The following is a 14,920-nucleotide window of genomic DNA, read 5'->3' on the forward strand; positions in this document are numbered from 1 at the left end:
CTTGGGAACATTTATCATGTCGTTTAATTTGAAGTCAGGTTAAACGAATCCAAGGTGTACTCATAATCCTTAATTCGTTTTTGATAACGCACCGTATGAGTTTTTAGATATTCTTTGACTTTAATATCGACTTGATTAATTTGTTCTGGTGTTAAACTTTTTACCACTTCATCATAAAAGAACTTTACCGTATCGTAATTAGTCTCTTTTCCCTCATGTCCCATCGAGTCTACATAAATTTTATAGTAATAAGCGGACAATTCTTCTTGCCCATTTGTTCGATAATATGACCCTAGTGCTCGGATTACAGCAGCATCACCGATTTCAATAAGCTCATCAATAATAGCCTGATACCCATTAATATCACCTTGATCGTGTAACAAAAATGCATAGGCTCGCATAGCTGGCCAATACCCAGAATCCGCGGCGGCTTTGAACAGACGTTCAGTTTCTTTCTCACGTTTGCCCGGGATAAGAAACCAGTCATTCCCCATTTCATAACGCCTAGCAAGTTCGCACTGGGAAAAGGGGTCGCCCGCTTCAGCAGCTTTCTTTAACCAACGATACCCCTCACCTCTATCTTTAACACTGGAATACAAAAGTTCCATTGCAAATGCATTCCCTTGTTCTGCCAGATTATTTATGACTCGAGAAGATTGTGCTTTCCATAAACGACTTTCTTCGTTTATGGCACGAGATCCACCAGCTCGCAACATTCCAATGATGCTACCCATCTCAGCCGCTTTAACGATATATTCTGACTCTTCTTTCGTTTGGATAAATAAATTGGCATAAAACGTATCGGCATACATTAATGCCGCAGCTGGGTAACCTTGAGCTGTTGCATACTTTAGTAGCGGTCTTGCTTGAGTATATTTGTTTTGTTGATAGAGCAATGTGCCTTGTTGGTAAGCCTGCTCAGGCATTATTCCATCGATTGACTGATCTGCATACAGTAGCGATGAAAAACTAACAGCAAAAGCGACTAAAATATATCGATAATAACTTGACCATGTCATTAGTATGTCCCCCACGCTTTCATTTTATTTCTCTTATGATCTTCCAATTTCATTCTAAATTCATATTCCTGTTCACTTACCTCTGCATACAATGGAAAAGAAATTATGCCTAAATGTTGTTGAGCTTTTATCAAAGATCGCCATCTATCATCAAGAAGTTCATCATCAATATTTAAAATTACTTCTTGCGTTAAAAAAAGTTCTATTTTTTCTTTAACCGCTTTAAATTCGAGTAAACGCCCCTCTTTATATTCTGAGGTTTTATTCGGTTCTGTTCGCGCAAATGCCTCTTCAACTAAGCGATGAATAATTGTCTTTGCCGGATCTGTCGCTAACCAACGTAAAATATTCGCTAACGAAATTTGTTGTATGGCTAGCGTTTTTTCTTTACTGTAGTTTTCTATTTGTCCACTCTCTGTAAGAATCTCAGTTTCTTCAGGCTCTCTCAACAATGTCCCAATCAACGGCCCCAGTGCTTCTGGATGCATTAATCGAACCCAATCCTGCAAGAAAGTTTCATCGCCCTGATACAGAGTGTAAGCAACAAGCCCTGCGCGTTCGGTATCAAATACTCTCAATATATTATCGAGCGTATCCTTACCTTCAGCTAAAAACAATCCAACCTGCATCTGACTATAAAGCATCGAACGGCTAAGCATACTCATGGTATTAAAGGTTTCACTGTCAGCAATTTCAATGCGTTTATAATTACATTGACGTAATAATCGTTGAAATTGCCAAACCCACGCACTGAGTCCGTCAGGGTTAATTTCGCCTTCAACCACAAACTTTGCCCCGACGCTGCCTATTTCCATACCGATAAGAATTTTTTTATCTGCTAACCGGAAATAAAATGGTAAATTTAGCTCTACAGCGACTTCTGATTTCGCCGCCATTTTTGCTAAAGTCATGGGTTGTGATTGATCATCAATAAGGTAATCAGGAATAGCATGCTTGCCTCTGGGCAGATGCCAATCAATATAACAAGCCAACTCTACACCTAATTGGGCCTCTGCTTTGAGCTCAACTAATTCCGTTGTTAGCACTTCATTTCCTAAGTGATTCTCTCTTTGGTATACATCACTGAATTCCAATCCATTCGAACCATATTTAACACTCGCTCCCAAGGCTAAGTTAGCACCAGCAAAGCCATACGCTTTAATTGAAATCCGATTTTGTAGTGCACCGAAACAGAATTGGGTAATTTTTTGCTCCCCTTCATCCTTATATTTAATGTCAAGCTCACGGTTTGGCATAACCTCAGATGCTGATGGATAATAGAGATACTTTCTATTATTCATTGCTTGTACTAAGTTTATTTCCCCTCTTGCCAGCACGACTTCAGCTTTAGCTTCTATTTTCTGCTCACTTGAACCCTCAAAGTTACTATCACTTGCAAGCAGGTCACTTTTCACTTGCAGTTTTGTGCTTATTTCCGAACCGCCATTAACATTCAAGGTTACAAAACGAAAGAACTGCCCCTGAAGTGAATGATCAAATGGATCAATTTTTTTTCGTAATGCATCAGAATAAAGCACTTGTTCTAACGTGGCTTGCCACTCCTTGCCTTGCGTGTAGTCTTCACCCAAGGTTTCAATCTGAATATTATTTTTAATCAGTGATTGTTTAAATTCATCGTAGATAAACAAGCCACGCTCATCAAACCACCTACCCTCAATGGGAATACGGTCAACATACTGTCTCATTGCTGCGTAATACGCGGTATCATTCTTAAGTGTCGGTGACCAATCCGGCTTTGTGATTGTTCCATCAACTTTTGGTTGTGCCAAATGGGGCAAGCTAAAATAACGGAATTGTTCAAACTGACCACCTCTACCTTGGGGGTTGGGTGCTCCTCTTAAGTATTCACGTAAGGGAAATTGATTGGTAAACAATCTATCTGATGGTTTAGCTTTGTAATCCGATGGGTTCCAAAGTAAAAAACAAGGATTCGCCATCTTTGCTATCGCAATTTGCGCTTGCTGATGCAATTGTTTAGCTTTGCTTCTTAAGCTTTTAAGCGCCTCATACTCTTCGCTTAATATATCTTTATGCGGAATTGCATAATGATTCGTCGCATTATCAAGGGCGCTAAGCCGCTCTTGCAATGATTTTTCGAACTTATCAGAATCGATCATATAACGGTGATAGTCCGCTAATAAATCATGGCCATCCTCACCAGAAACTTCCGCTAATGCGTATTCAGGGGTGGCGATACCTGCTAACGCCAGATTCTCTATTGCGTCAGTTAACTTCTCTAACATCGGTGATTTTTTTGCCAACGATAACTCGCTTTTGCTTAATGCGAGCTCCGCCGCTTTATGAACATCATACCCTTTAGGAAGACTTTCAATGAACGTTTTCGTTTCAACAATACGTTGTTCTAAGTTCTCAATTTGTATTTGAGGGGTCTTATCCCGTTCTTCGGCAAACGCTTCTCTAGCTCGTTTGTATTGAGCTATGTATTTTTTGATTTTCACTTCTTTGGGAGAATACAACGCTCCGTTATCCCATACATAGCCTTGCTTTTGCGCCGCTTTACAGCCTTTTTCTAAATACTGCTCAGCTTTCCTTGTATGCGAAGCAAATTCATCATGCCATCCTTGAACTGCGAATGAACTCATTACTCCCTGTGAGTCGAAATAAGCAATTCGATGCTTATCTTGATCTTGTATCCATTGTTTTTCTTTTTCATACTCCAATTTATCTTGAGCTGATAAAAAATTACTTGGGTCCGCACTTAACAACCCATCAATAATGCCCGCCTGCGATAATATGAGCATCAAATTATCTTTACCTTTACTTGCGATTAACGTCTGCAATTGCTCTTCAGCACTATCAAGAAAATCACAAGCATCTTCAGTCAATAAGTAGAAATAGTCGCCATCCATCAAGTAAGCGATATCTTTATACTTCTTAGGCTGCTTTTCTGGTTTACAGACAGCAATGGGCAACGTTGGCGTTAAAGGAAAAGCATCCGTGGTTGGCGTCACATCTGTGTTTGGTAAGGTTATGATTGTTTTAGGCATGAGTATTCTCCGCAACTTGGTTGAAGAGTTCTTGTGCTCTTTGCCACTTTGCGTTGTTTGAAATTGGATTAGTTATCAATGTCATCCATGATGCATCTGTCATTACTGACAAGTTCGCCGCAAGCCATTCTGACCAGAGTGTCATGTTTTTGGTCGATAGGGGTTCTATCGCTGCCAATTGCGCCAATGATTGCGCCGCTAAAATAACGTGAGATATTGCGATGTCTTGCCACGCTGAAGATTTAGCCAATAAATAGGTTAGGTGTTCGGCATGTAACACTTGCTCGTCTTTTTGTGTAAAAATCAGCGTTGCAGGAACGTTATATTGTGGTCTTTCAAACTGAACCCACTTTTCACCTCGGTAGCACGGTAACCAAACCTGACTACAACCTCTCCAGCAATGAGACATTGCCGTGCTTTGTAATATGGTTCGTGCCATTGGTGGAGAAAAAAATCGAGCATACACTTTGCCTTGCGACTGTTGTTCAGCCAGTAGCATTTCTCCTAGTATCTGATTGAGGTCATCAAGACTGTGTGTACTTTCGATAATGCAGCCCGCTAAACGGTGAAAGATATCGTCTACAAGCGATTGATTCTGCCCATTCAATCTAATGAGTAGAGGACTATATGGTATTAGCTCTCGGTATGGTGTATCACGAAAAAGGGGGCGTGACTCCATTCCTTCAACGAGTTTAAATAAGACCAATGGATCTTGGTATTGATTGACATCGACTATGATAAATAAGGGAGCTCCTTGGTGGATAGACGCTAATAACTGATTTGTCGTTGTCATTGTTGTTACCATTGTCATTTGCATCGACACTCCTCACCCAAAGTGCATGTCCCATCATTTTGTTGTCCACAAATCGGCAGTAAATAGACCCCCGCTTGAACGGCTTTCATAATCGCACTACCAAATTCTGGAGTAACCGATATAGGCGGCGCTAAAGCCTGAACTCCTAGCGGTAAGGCCGCGACTCGGCCACCAAAGCCGCTGCCACTACTAGCGCTTCCACCAGAATTTAAGTTGATTGCAGGGCCAACAAGGCTGACTCCAGAAGCATCGATTTTGACAAAGCTCCCACCGGCTTTTAGGGTAATCTCAGCCCCAGCTTCTATGACAATTTTTCCGCCGCTTTTGAGGTGCACTTCACTGCCGGCATCTACCGCGTGTAAATCGCCAACTTTTTGATGAATACTGCCATCGACCACCACACTCTGGTCTTGGGTGATTTTGCTTCGGCTCTCACCTAACACGGTCAAGTGGTCATGATTTTTGATTTCCGTGAAACGATCGTTATCCACCGTTAAGTGCTTGTCATGTTTGATATGAGTGGTGTGGTCGTTGAGTACATCCGCTTCAAAATCTTTTTGCGCATGTAAGTAGACTTTTTCTGACTGAGCTTGATCTTCAAAGCTCAGTTCGTTGAAGCCCTCTCCTTGGTGAGTTTCGCTGCGTAAAATCGTCTTGGTTTTGTGCTCGGGTAAATCGTAAGGCGGCGTGTTAGTCGCGTGGTAAGTGCGCCCAGTGACTATTGGTTGGTCTGGGTCACCATTTAAAAACGACACAATCACTTCATGCCCAATGCGTGGAATAGCCATCATGCCATATTGAGAGCCTGCCCAGCCTTGCGAAACACGCACCCAACACGAGCTGTGTTCATCACCGTTGGAATATCGGTCCCACGGGAAATGCAGCTTCACTCGACCATGTTCATCACAGAAGATTTCTTCCCCTTTAGGCCCCACCACCAGGGCGATCATCGGCCCATCAACTTGAGGTTTCGCTTGGGGTTCGGCGCGCCATGTATAAATCGCGGGGATCAGAGTGAACGTATTGTGGTAAGTCGTCGCACCGTTGCCGCCGGATTCTTCTAGCGCTTGAGGCTGCTCACCTTGACGAGATACCGACACCACCAGCCATTCACGGTTAAACTCAGGGTTTAAATGCTCTTGCAGTTTGAATCGATACCCTGCTCGTAGCAAAGGCTGATTGCTTTTACCAAAAGCTAAGTGCGCTTCACGGCGTAACGATTCAAGGCGGATTTGGCTAAACGCCTTGCCGCTTTTATCGTCTTTATAACGCCCCGGGTAATCAAAGTGTTCATAGCTATCTCGTTGATAGGCCATGTCGGTACCTTGCGGGTTTTGCAAAAATCCGTAACTTGGCTTTTTAAAACTGTAATCTTGCAGCGCGACCGACGCGGTTTCACTTTGAGTGCGTTTTTTGATGGCGGAAATATAAGGTGTATCAACCACACCACCAGAAAGTGCGTTGTAAGGCACAGGCTCACCAAGGGCAGGCAACAGCTCTGAGCTATCACTGAAAATCACTGTGTGCTTACCCTCAATGTGTTCGAAGCTGTAGACCACCCCCTCTTCCGCCGCTAAGCGCTGCACGAACGCCAAGTCGGTTTCTCGATATTGAACACAAAACTCACGCGCTTGATAGTCACGCGACAACGCAAACGCGTAATCTTGAATGGCCATCTCCTGCAGCAATACAGAAATGATTTCCGGGACGGTCTGTTTTTGGAAAATGCGGCTGTTGTGACGTAGCGATAAACGCTCTAACGCCGGAACCAAAGTTAAAGAATAGAAAGTATGGTGATGACCAATATCACCTTGGGTAAATTGGCGCACAATGCCATGCACACGCTGTGTCAGTTGACCATTACGATACAGTTTGAGCTCGGCCTGTTTATCAACCACATCATCAGGAAGCAAATCACTTCGACGACTGGCTAATTTAATCTCGTAGCGAAACCCGTAACACGCTTGAGCGTGAAACACACTTTCAGATAACGACTCTTGCCCATCAAAACTGCGCACCACCAAACTGTCGTCTTGCACTCCATCAAGAGCCAGAGTGTAGGTCAATGTAGCCATGAATAATCCCTATTCTTTTTACGAAAACTGTCCCCTAACCACAACAGGCTGAACTCATGCATATCCTTAATTGCATAATCATGAATGCGCATAACCGAGAATGCATTTTAGTGAACCTGTTTTGGTTAGGGGAAAAAGGCGACACGAATGCGAGTCATGTCTAACACACGCCTCACCATACGGTCGCCATACGTTTTGCTATGTCTCAACCACTTGCAGCGATGGATCCAAGTCTGCTTGAGATAAAGCTTACGCTTCGATCGGCTTACGCCAATCGTCTGAGCCTGACGTCCCAGCGTTAACGTGATCCCACGTGATCTTACGGTAAGACATAGAAACGGTTAGGTTCTGGGTGAAGTCAGCATTCACTGGATCTTGACAGTGTGGCATCTCACATTGGATATCGATGATCGAGGCGTTTTCTAGCGTAGTGGTAAAGAAGTTCTCTTGCTTACCCTCGATTGACGTGCGGTACCATTTCAAGGTCACTTCGTTCATCTTCTCGCCAGAAGCCAATGCGTTATAAAGCAGTGGAACGGCTTTATTCAAAGAAACCGTGAATTGAAACGCTTTGTGGACACGTTGACCCGATGGCTGACCTGATTGTGGATCCGTTGGAACCGTCACGGTGTGGTCAAATTGTTGAACCAGCATTTCATCTTCATGGCCCTCTACATAAGAGTCACCAATAGAATCTGCAGTACAAGCGCCGGCTGTGATAAGCCCCTGAGTTTGACCATTGATCTGGATATAACAAGGAGTTGGCATGTTTAAGTCCTTTTATTGCTTACGGATAACTCATTCGTGACTATGCATAATGGCTATGTCGTAATGGTTAATAAGTTAAGAAAAAGCTAGTGAGTGCACTTCAACGTATTGATGAACGAAACAGTCACTAACTAATAACTAACGTAAGCAGTAACTATGCCAAAATTAAACCTATAAAAATCAACAATTTAAAATTATGCCAATTTATCTGAGCAAGATCTTGCCCAGCTTGAGCAAAAAGTTGCCCAGCGGGCAAGATCTTGCTCGCTAGAAAATAGTGGTGAAACTCGCTGAGGAAGAGTAAAGCAGAAACTAAGTAGTAGAAGAGGTAAAGTAAACAGCATGTTTTTATGGTTCTTACTGATAAAAACAATAAAGGCAAAGCTTCAATATCCGCTTTGCCTTATCAATAAACTCAGTGTGTATCAATGACCATCATGGAATATGACCGATCACCAAGTTAACTCTGCTTTCTAAGCTGAACGTAGGTTAGCGCGCTCAATGCCACAAAGAATGCCGGATCACTCCAACCAAACCCAACAAAAATGCCGGTCACTCCAGCATAAGTGGTAATGATAGCGCCGAGTAGATTGGTCACCAAAAACGCTTTTAACAATTGAGTGGCAGCCCAACCGGCTTCAATCTCACGCAAAAACAGGCTGACCGCCGCGATCCCACCTAAGAAAATTGACGTATGTTGCGAAAGAAAATACGCATACTGGTCGTTAATCTGAAGCCCATACATCGGCCACATCAAGGTCGGAATAAAAAATAGAGCAAAAGCAAAAGTAGAATAAATCGCGCCATGCAGCGTAAAGAATTGTTTGTTGTTCATGGTGTTTGTCATCTAATAAAGTCGATACATACTCGGTCCAATTAAAATGGCCCGAGTATCGGTATTCAAAAGTATTGGTATAGCCGTTCGTTGTAATCGGCTCGGCGAATCAGTGTGAAGTTGGCCCTTGGTTAATCATGCTCAGTGGTTGATTGATATCAAAAATTTGGCCACGAACTTCACTAATACCCATCTGCGTAAGCCTTGCCGTATGCATTTCCAAATAAGCCAGTGCTGAAGCTTCATCTTCAAACAGATAAATACCACCACCTAGCTGGTCCTTTTCACTTTCTGTCCAGATTTTCCAGATCAAACCCGGCTCGTGATTAATAGACTCAGCCAATCCTACCAAAGCGGTAGACATCGCTTCACCAAATGGACCATGAAACTCAAAATCAACTTGTAGTAGCTTTGCCATCAATTTTCTCCAATCTGTAATTAAGTGTTTATTCGTTTCGTTAAAGCCATTCTCACCTATAAAAATTAAACAAAAAAGTTCATAATACTGCCGTTAACTGTGGAAAAAACTGACATATGAGACTTAAAACGACCTTAGAGCAATGGCAAACCTTGTTTGAAATTGAACGAGCAGGCAGCATTCAAGCTGCCGCGAATGCCATGAACAAAAGCCACACCACGCTGATTTATTCAGTGAAAAAGCTGGAAGAGCAATTGGGGGTGCCGTTAATTGAGGTACAAGGTCGCCGAGCGGTTCTGACCGATCATGGAAAAACACTGCTACGCCGTGCAGACTCAATGTTAGAACAAGCTCGTGAACTCGAAGTGATCAGCGAACAACTAGCCAGTGGCATGGAATCAGGCATCACGGTTGCGATTGACCACTTATGCGATCCTGATTGGCTATACCAGCCAATGGCAAACTTTTTAGCGAGCAACAGCACCACTTCGATTCAGGTTGTTGAAACGTCTTTATCTAAAACGACAGAAATGGTGATCAAAGAGTTGGCCGATATCGCAATTATCAACTTGCCCATCACGAACTACCCTGCGCAAGCTTTCGGCGTGACGAGTATGATTCCTGTGGTATCGACATTTCATCCATTAGCCCAAAAAACCAATATTTGTTTGGCGGACATTGCGACCACCAGCCAGATTGTTGTGCGTGACTTAGGAAAAGAGTTGAGCGAGAAAGATGCTCGTGATGTGGGTTGGTTGAAGTCTCGACAGCGTATCACTGTCGATAACTTCGACCATGCTTATCGCGCCGTGACACAAGGAGTAGGTTTTTGTCGCTTACCCGAACATATCGTGCATCAAAAAGGTGAGGGAAGACTTGTGGTTTTAGACATCGAGCACTCACAACGTTATCAAGTTGCGCTACACATTACTCTACCAAAAGGCGCGAAATCCGGCCCTGCAGCACTGAAGCTTTATCAGTTGTTGCTTACGTCTGCTCAAGAACGACGATAAGAGGCAGTGCTGCACTGCCTCTTATTTTTTATCTATAAGTTTTTATTATATCTATAAACTCATGATTAAATCGCCGTAACATTACCAATACCCAATAACTACCACGATCTGGCCAATCAATTACAGTTGTCTGAATAGAGAGAAAGCTTGGTTAACCTGTTGATCCGTCACTACAAAACCAATCAATTTTTCTTCCTCATCCAGTGCTTTGGCAACAATACCGCTGTCATGAATGTCCAATAACCATCTCGCGACTCTAGCATCATGAGTGATTCCACCCAGCTGAATGGGATAGTTAGGCGTTTTCACTTTCACCATCATATTGGGTAAAGTCACCGCAGTAACTTGCCCGCATAAGGTTTTTGCCAGCGCATTGGCACTGATTAATGTCGGTTGCAAGAAAGCTCGGATTTCTCCTCTAAATTCTGCGCAATCTCCCAATGCGTAAACATTTTCAGCCGATGTCTGCATATTGTCATCAACACATATACCATAATTCACCTCTAGCCCAGCCAACTTCGCTAATTGAGTATTAGCGCGTAAGCCCGCACAAACCAAAACTTGATCAACTCGAACCAAGCTTCCATTACTCAGTTGAGCACAAATTCCGTGTTCTTCTCGAGAGATCGCCTCAACAAACTCTCTGGTGATCACTTCGATACGGTGCTTACTCAAAGTCTTAGTCAGTTGATGCGCGACGGTAGCCGGGAGTAAATTCGCCATCAGCTGCTCCGCGGGTTCAACCAATACCACTTGCTTACCCGCATTAGCCAAATCAAGAGCCACCTCAACTCCAATAAGTCCGCCACCTAACACAAGTACTCGCTCAGCCTCACTCACTTTAGAATGACACGATGCAAACTCAGCTAGGCTGTTTAACGTGACAACATCATTGGTTGCATCACCTTGCATCGGGGGAATAAACACATTCGCCCCTGTTGCTAACACCAACTTGGAATAAGGAAATACTTTCTCATTGGCGACCACTTGATTGTTTTCCACATCTATCTGGGTGACCTGATGAAATGGGAATAGGTTCACTTGATGTTGCTCTGCAAATATCTGCGAGGGCAGAGTAATCAAGTCTTGCACTTTCTGTTGTTTTGAAAATACATGGCTCAGATCGGGTTTATTGTAGTCATGCCCCTCATCGGCGGTAATGACTGTAATCGGAAGCTGTTGATTCTGGCGACGAATCGCTTTCACCAATTGGTAAGCGGCAAAGCCGCTTCCAATAATAACAATCGGTTGTTCCATTAAGCGACCTCACTCTGATTTGACTCTGAAGCAGGTTTTTCACAAGGCACAAATACGTCTTTGCCTAAATGGCATTCTGGGCAAAGAAAGTAATCCGGTACTTCTCCCCAAGCTGTACCGGGTTCAACACCTTGATTCGGCTCACCTAACTCGGGATCATATACCCAATTACACACCGTACAGATCATGCATTGACAGTCAGGACCATGCTCTTTTGATGCCTTCACTTGGCTTACACTGTTATCTGAACTTTCACCTAGGCTCTCATCTAAGCTCGATTGCTTCGAAACATTGACAGGAGATGATGACATTGCCGCAAACGTAGTTTGCATTGGTTCAACATTCAAATCATGTAACGCCCACTGTTTAGCCACTTGACGACCATGCTCTCGACAAATACGCATCGCATTGCCATCAGGACGCCATTTAGTTTTTAAGCTCACTGTGGTTTCAAAGCCAGCATCGGTTAAACGAGCGTGAATACGATCGACAGCACCACCGTTCCAACCATAACTACCAAACGCCCCGGCTTTTTTCTCTTTAAAGCGCAAACCGGTGATCTCTTCGAGCATACCCGCCACTTTTGGCATCATCACATTGTTCATCGTTGAAGAGCCAACCAATATGCCTTTTGAACGAAATACGTTAGCAAGGATGTCATTTTTGTCATGACGCGAAACATTGAATACTTTCACTGCCACTGCCGGATCCACATCGTGAATACCTTGAGCAATCGCATCAGCCATCATACGAGTATTATTCGACATTGAATCGTAAAAGATGGTAATGCGGTCTTCTTGATACGCATCCGCCCATTCTAGGTATTTTTCGATGATCTGCGCTGGATTGTCGCGCCAAACAATCCCATGCGAAGTGGCAATCATATCGACCGGAAGGTTAAAACTCAGAACCTCTTTAATTTTAGCCGTCACTAAACTGCTAAATGGTGTCAAGATATTCGAGTAGTAACGTAAGCACTGATCCATCAGCTCGTTTTGGTCCACTTCATCATTAAACAAGTGCTCATCACAGTAATGTTGCCCAAACGCATCATTACTGAACAACACGGCATCGCCGGTTAAATAAGTCATCATACTATCTGGCCAGTGCAGCATCGGAGCTTCGACGAACACCAACTGTTTGCCATTACCAATATCTAAACTGTCACCTGTTTTTACGGTTTGGAAATTCCATTCAGGATGGTGATGGTGCCCAACGATCGAATCAATCGCCGCTTCAGTACAGTAGATCGGTGTATTAGGAATACGCTCAAGTAATGCTGACAATGCCCCTGAGTGATCCTCTTCTGCATGGTTTACCACAATGTAGTCGATGGTGTTTAGATCGATTTCCATTTCAAGATTTTGCAGGAATTGATGGCTAAAACGGTGATCCACCGTATCAATTAACACGGTTTTCTCTTCACGGATAAGGTAGCTGTTATAGCTAGTACCACGAGTCATTTTGTATTCAGTCCCGTGGAAATCTTGTACTTCCCAATCGCGTTGACCGACCCAGTGAATGTTGTTTTTAACGTGAATTGTCATAATGCAGCCTTTCCTTTCAAACATCCCAATATCGGGATAAATAATTAAATTCTGCATAGCTAATTGCATTCACTGTGCCAACTTTTCAATTAAAGTTAACGCATTGTTTTCATTGAACTTTAAATTATACCGAAAACTTATTTTGTATAATTGACAACACCAGCCAACTGTCAAAAAGACAAACCTTTGTTAAAATTACAATGTCATAACGGATAGGAAGCAAAAGATGAATCGCTATAAAAATGATTGGATTCAAGTCGCCTTAGACATCACCTCTGGAATCTCAGAGCAAGACAGATTTGAACGTCTACTCGCCACCATCCGCTCGATGCTCAAATGCGATGCCTCCGCATTATTGTTATTTGATCAGCAGCATTTCACACCGTTAGCCATTAATGGCCTCGCTGATGAAGTGCTTGGCCGCCGCTTTGATATCACTCAGCATCCACGATTTGAAGCCATAGCACGTGCTGGTGATATTGTCCGCTTTCCAAGCGACAGTGAACTCGCCGATCCTTATGATGGCTTAATTCCTAACCACACTGACAACCTAGAAGTACACGCTTGTATTGGATTACCGCTGATTCAAGAAGACCGACTCATTGGTGCGGTCACCATTGATGCCTTTGATCCAACCCAGTTCGATAAATTTGCGGACAACGATTTACGTCTAATCAGTGCATTAGCCGCAAACAGCTTAAACACCGCACTGCTCATGGAGCAATTGGAAAAAAACGCAACAGTAAGTAACACGAGCAAACGTCACACTCCCAATAAAAACCAAGGTGATGAGATCATTGGCCAATCTGCTGCCATCGTAGAAATGAAATCGCATATTGAAGCGGTCGCCAATACCGATTTATCCGTATTGATCATGGGAGAGACCGGTGTGGGTAAAGAGTTGGTTGCTCACGCTATTTATGCCCAATCACAACGTGCTGATGAGGCGTTCGTTTACCTCAACTGCGCAGCACTACCTGAATCGGTGGCAGAAAGCGAACTGTTTGGTCACATTAAAGGAGCATTTACCGGTGCGATCAGCAATCGAAAAGGCAAATTCGAAATGGCTGACAAAGGTACTCTGTTTCTGGATGAAATTGGCGAACTGTCATTAGCACTACAAGCCAAATTATTGCGGGCGCTCCAATACGGTGACATCCAACGAGTTGGGGATGATAGCAACATCAAAGTGGATGTACGTATTATCGCGGCGACCAACCGTGTGATGCACGAAGAAGTTAAAGAGGGGCGTTTTCGGGCTGATTTATACCATCGACTCAGCGTGTTCCCTATTTTTGTCCCCCCGCTGCGTGAGCGCGGGAAAGATATTGTGCTATTAGCTGGATTCTTTGCCGAACGTTGCCAACATAAGCTTAATGTCGCCAGCATTACGTTTTCCGCCGAAACATTATCGTTACTCCAACGACAATCTTGGCTAGGTAATGTGCGTGAGTTTGAACATGCGATCAACCGAGCGGCGGTATTAGCCAAAGGAGAATCAACGGATGCACACTTGATGCTGCAACCCCATCATTTTCAATTGTCACTAACAATGACATCAGGCGGATCACACCATTCAATGGTTACCGACTCAAATACCAATTTATACAGTTCCAGCCTGCACAATGCTGATTCCAAAATCATGCAGGATCATATCGACATACCTAAAGATTTAGATATGAAAACGGCAATGGATCGTTTTCATACACAACTAATTCAACAACGTTATATCGAAAATGATAAAAATTTAAGTGCGACAGCAACACAGTTGGGGGTCAACCCAGGTAACTTACACCGCTTAATGAAACGGCTAGGTCTAAAATAACCGCTATTGATATACCCAAGTAACTTGTTCGTATCAGTTACTGATATGTCGAAATACTTGGGTACTTCTCATTTCTGATGATTATAATTCCACCAGAGCACACCCCACAAAAACAAACAAGTCTGTAACACGAAAATCACAACTCAAGCAAATTTAATCGTTCACATTAGAATTTATATTAATGCTGAACTTAAAAAGTATTATATTAATAATCCTATTTTCCATTTTTGATAATTTATCTCTTTTTGTTGATCTTATGAAACTGTTGATCTTGTTAAATAATAAGCGCATCATATAAATAGAATAATAAAGTACATTGT

General features: G+C 43.0%; 11 protein-coding genes. 2 read left to right on the forward strand and 9 right to left on the reverse strand.

The genetic code is table 11. From position 1 onward, the window contains the following. Positions 1-23: 23 nt before the first annotated feature. The 7 genes from DZ860_RS19870 to DZ860_RS19900 form a co-directional block, all read right to left on the reverse strand. Entirely contained in the window at positions 24-1,019 is a 996-nt protein-coding gene (locus tag DZ860_RS19870) for an SEL1-like repeat protein (RefSeq protein ID WP_120034616.1), read from the reverse strand. After that, a complete protein-coding gene (locus DZ860_RS24980) occupies positions 1,019-4,048 on the reverse strand; it encodes a hypothetical protein (RefSeq protein WP_120034618.1) in 3,030 nt (1,009 codons plus the stop codon). Before DZ860_RS24980 ends, DZ860_RS19870 begins: the two co-directional genes overlap by 1 nt. After that, positions 4,041-4,865: a DUF4123 domain-containing protein gene (locus DZ860_RS19880; protein WP_243641892.1), complete on the reverse strand. Its 825-nt coding sequence runs from the start codon at positions 4,863-4,865 to the stop codon at positions 4,041-4,043. The genes DZ860_RS24980 and DZ860_RS19880 overlap by 8 nt, the downstream gene beginning before the upstream one ends. Continuing rightward, positions 4,856-6,937, reverse strand: a complete 2,082-nt coding sequence (locus DZ860_RS19885; RefSeq protein WP_120034620.1) for a type VI secretion system Vgr family protein — start codon at positions 6,935-6,937, stop codon at positions 4,856-4,858. The genes DZ860_RS19880 and DZ860_RS19885 overlap by 10 nt, the downstream gene beginning before the upstream one ends. 249 nt (positions 6,938-7,186) lie before the next feature. Next, positions 7,187-7,705, reverse strand: a complete 519-nt coding sequence (locus tag DZ860_RS19890) for an Hcp family type VI secretion system effector (protein WP_120032089.1) — start codon at positions 7,703-7,705, stop codon at positions 7,187-7,189. Positions 7,706-8,165: 460 nt separating this feature from the next. Beyond that, complete coding sequence (locus tag DZ860_RS19895) at positions 8,166-8,540, reverse strand: hypothetical protein (protein WP_120034698.1); 375 nt, start codon at positions 8,538-8,540, stop codon at positions 8,166-8,168. A 109-nt stretch (positions 8,541-8,649) separates the two neighbouring features. Next, positions 8,650-8,958, reverse strand: coding sequence for a monooxygenase (locus DZ860_RS19900; protein WP_120034622.1), 309 nt, complete (start codon positions 8,956-8,958; stop codon positions 8,650-8,652). 116 nt (positions 8,959-9,074) lie between these two features. On the opposite strand from DZ860_RS19900, the gene DZ860_RS19905 reads away from it, so the two are divergent. Then, positions 9,075-9,971 carry a LysR family transcriptional regulator gene (locus DZ860_RS19905; RefSeq protein ID WP_120034624.1) on the forward strand — a complete coding sequence of 299 codons (897 nt, stop codon included), beginning with the start codon at positions 9,075-9,077 and terminating at the stop codon, positions 9,969-9,971. 120 nt (positions 9,972-10,091) lie between these two features. Here DZ860_RS19905 and norW read toward each other — a convergent pair whose 3' ends face one another. Together norW and norV are read right to left on the reverse strand one after the other, a co-directional pair. After that, positions 10,092-11,228, reverse strand: coding sequence for an NADH:flavorubredoxin reductase NorW (norW, locus tag DZ860_RS19910; protein WP_120034626.1), 1,137 nt, complete (start codon positions 11,226-11,228; stop codon positions 10,092-10,094). Then, positions 11,228-12,775 (reverse strand): anaerobic nitric oxide reductase flavorubredoxin, encoded by a 1,548-nt coding sequence (gene norV / locus DZ860_RS19915; protein WP_120034628.1) that lies wholly within the window; start codon positions 12,773-12,775, stop codon positions 11,228-11,230. Before norV ends, norW begins: the two co-directional genes overlap by 1 nt. 226 nt (positions 12,776-13,001) lie before the next feature. Between norV and norR the strand changes: the two genes are divergently transcribed. Then, a complete protein-coding gene (norR, locus tag DZ860_RS19920) occupies positions 13,002-14,600 on the forward strand; it encodes a nitric oxide reductase transcriptional regulator NorR (protein ID WP_120034630.1) in 1,599 nt (532 codons plus the stop codon). The last annotated feature ends 320 nt before the right edge of the window (positions 14,601-14,920 follow it).

The organism is Vibrio sinensis, assembly GCF_003605645.1.
GTDB classification, from domain to species: domain Bacteria; phylum Pseudomonadota; class Gammaproteobacteria; order Enterobacterales; family Vibrionaceae; genus Vibrio; species Vibrio sinensis.